This is a genomic window from Marinagarivorans sp. (assembly GCF_982758155.1).
Genome location: NZ_CEXWTU010000373.1, coordinates 1 through 2,791, shown reverse-complemented (window position 1 = coordinate 2,791; position 2,791 = coordinate 1). Strand labels below are relative to the sequence as shown.

Below are 2,791 nucleotides of genomic sequence, written 5' to 3'. Positions count from 1 at the left end.
CAACGTCTTACATTATTTGTGGATGTGTTAAATATTTAGATCTCAGTAATTCATACAAGGGTAACCGCCTAGCACGAAAATAACGGCGCTCCTTTTTCTGTTTCCCTTTTACTTTTCAATTCTTATTGCAATGTGAGTATCGCCCAAATATTTTGTATGTTGCTTGTAATTAAAAAGTATGAAATATTCACCCCATAAAGGTAATTGGACATTGTGCGCTTGCAGTAATGGCGAACCCGCATGAATGATTCAACGGATTGAAGAAAGGGATATTTCCGCATGATATTAACCTCCCCCTTGAGGCTAGCTTTTTCAAGCCTATTCAATCCGTACCCCAAGTTAATGTTTTTTAAGGCCAACCGCCTTTTTATCACCCTACGATAATAATTAATCTATTATTTTCAATATGTTAAAAGATATGCATATTAGGAATAAGAAAATAAAAGGCGGCCTTCTAATAATTATTATGAGGCCGAAGGCCTCATTAACATACTGTTATGTGTCAAGTGAGTCATGTTAGTACTGGGAATAATATTGTACCTTTCCAATAAGGTGATAAACAAAATTAGCCATAAAAAAATGAGTGCTATCCGAATTAAAGTGGTTACAGCTTTCATATACTTAACAGTGAATTAATAAGCCTCAAGGCCTATTAATTCACTGTTATGTCATAATGAAAGTGATCGCGATATCCTGGAGAGAATTATGGCTAGTGGGGTGGTTTTCGGAAAAATACTATTGTCTTGTGCGTCGTGCATTGTGGCAGCTACCTGCAGCGTTATTGCATATCGCGCGGGGGCCGATACGGCCACTGTTATAGTATGCTTTCTTGCCGCTGGAGTCGCATATCCATTTGTAGCGGCACTTGCGATAACAATATGCCGTGTTTTGCAAGTGCTCGCGATTCCTGGAAGTGATCCCAACTGGTCGTGTGATGTGAGGGCTGGGCTGGGAGCGATCTGGCCGCTTCCACTTGCGTTTTGGATAATATCCACCCCTTTTCTCGCGGTAATCAACAGGTTGTTTCGGTAGGTTTTGGTGTGGTTCTCGTCGTAGCGCCACGGTCGACATAATAGCCGCTTGCAGCGGCTTATTGGCCCTGTCACGAGCCATGCAGAGTAGGCCTGCTCACCGCTGAAGCCAACGTTAGAGGCAATTGATGAACGAGATTACGATAGTATTGGCAGGTATTTTTATCGGCTGGCTACTTAAGTCAATGTCCGATTACACTTCTGCACGCTTATCAAGTTCTCGCATCTACAATCAGGCCATCTTTCAAATACTCAAAACATGGAAGCATCTGAAAGACTATGACAGGGCTACCGAGCACTTCAGAAAAGACAATCCACCAGTTGAAAAATTTGAACCTTGGCGTGCCACGTTAGCCAGCCAACTTAATCATGACATCGGGAAAAATGACCAGTCCTCATCTGAAGCTGCAACTACTCTTTCTCAAATTGATCCAGCATTTGCGACAGAACTTGATAACTCATTACGCCGGGTCGTCTTTTCTCTAAATAACGCAAATTTTGAAAATATCATAGAGATTGACCCTGAGAGATATGTTCAACTTGTATACAACCAAGATCAACTAATTGATTTAGCATTGCATGAATACAAACAGGCTGCCTTTAAACTTTCTAACCGTGTCAGCCTGTTACAACGCTACAGAGTAAATAAGTACATCAACTATGTTGAAAAAGGAACTGATTATTTTAAAGGCATGGAACAAAACAAAGAGTTGCTCAACAAAGCAATGGACCTCTAATAAGCTGTTATACGTTCATGGTAAGACTATGAGTACCACTGTCAAAGTTTACAATCAGGTGCGGATGGCTTGCACTTTTCTGGGGCCTAGCTTGGTATTGTTCTCCATTTACGGCCTTATAAACCCGGATGAGATTACAACTAAAAGGAGTGGTATAGAGGTAACCGGGAGTGAAGAAGCAGTTGTATCAATAATATTTTTACTAATAGGTTTCGCGTTAATTTTAGTCAGATTTGCACTCTTAAAGTATCGTAAAAATCCTGACTTTAGTAATGATATTCCATTACCAACAAACGTAGAGTTTGAGCGAACGAACGATGTTAATGAAAATATCCGTCGCTATAAAGCTGCCCAAAAATCAGCGGTAGAGAAACTATCGAATAAAAAAGGTATAACAAACAAAGGCAGTGGATAAACCACTGCTTTGGGCGTTATGGCACCTAGAAAAAATGAAGTTCAGTAGGATATTTAGAGAAACCAAGTTGTTATGGCCGGCGGAGATTGAAATCTCAGATGGTAAGCTTCGTCCAGATAATGGAGGCTACTTTCCACAACTGAGTAGAGTTTGGGATCAGGCTGAGGAAAGAGCAGAATCATGGAATGATTGGCACCAGCTAATGGTTTGGTGCATTTTCTCTGGTCTCCACAAGTTGGCATGTGAATCGTTAGAGAAAAATATAGATTCAATTAATATTCAATATATAGATAGAAAGTACGTACAAAGTAAATTTCAAGAAAATCTATTTTCTAATAGCTGTGGCTACGGGCGGCAAATGAGGCGAGTATATGTTAACGATCTCAAGCCATAACAAAGACAAAGGGGACGCATTTATTTTTCATACACAAACCCTCAACAGGAATATTGATTATTTGGTATAGAGAATCCCACTAAAGACAGATGTGGGCTAGAGGTTTTAATGACTAAAAGAAGCCAGGGCAGGCTTTTAGATTGATTTTGATCCGCTTGCTCTCCCTATTTGACATTAGAGTAGTGGGTACGGCCATCTTTATCGACCCACCTAT

At 40.3% G+C, this 2,791-nt stretch carries 4 protein-coding genes; 3 read left to right on the top strand and 1 reads right to left on the bottom strand.

Annotated elements, in window-relative coordinates; translation table 11 throughout:
• The first annotated feature begins 1,159 nt into the window (after positions 1-1,159).
• The 3 genes from AC3A8L_RS21000 to AC3A8L_RS20990 are packed head-to-tail and all read left to right on the top strand — an operon-like array spanning position 1,160 to position 2,577.
• Positions 1,160-1,768, top strand: coding sequence for a hypothetical protein (locus AC3A8L_RS21000; RefSeq protein ID WP_487964232.1), 609 nt, complete (start codon positions 1,160-1,162; stop codon positions 1,766-1,768).
• Positions 1,769-1,796: 28 nt separating this feature from the next.
• Complete coding sequence (locus tag AC3A8L_RS20995; RefSeq protein WP_487964231.1) at positions 1,797-2,183, top strand: hypothetical protein; 387 nt, start codon at positions 1,797-1,799, stop codon at positions 2,181-2,183.
• Positions 2,176-2,577 carry a hypothetical protein gene (locus AC3A8L_RS20990; RefSeq protein WP_487964230.1) on the top strand — a complete coding sequence of 134 codons (402 nt, stop codon included), beginning with the start codon at positions 2,176-2,178 and terminating at the stop codon, positions 2,575-2,577. Before AC3A8L_RS20995 ends, AC3A8L_RS20990 begins: the two co-directional genes overlap by 8 nt.
• Before the next feature lie 164 nt (positions 2,578-2,741).
• Here AC3A8L_RS20990 and AC3A8L_RS20985 read toward each other — a convergent pair.
• Positions 2,742-2,791 (bottom strand): DUF4124 domain-containing protein (locus AC3A8L_RS20985; protein WP_487964233.1); only part of this gene is annotated, 50 nt, incomplete at its 5' end.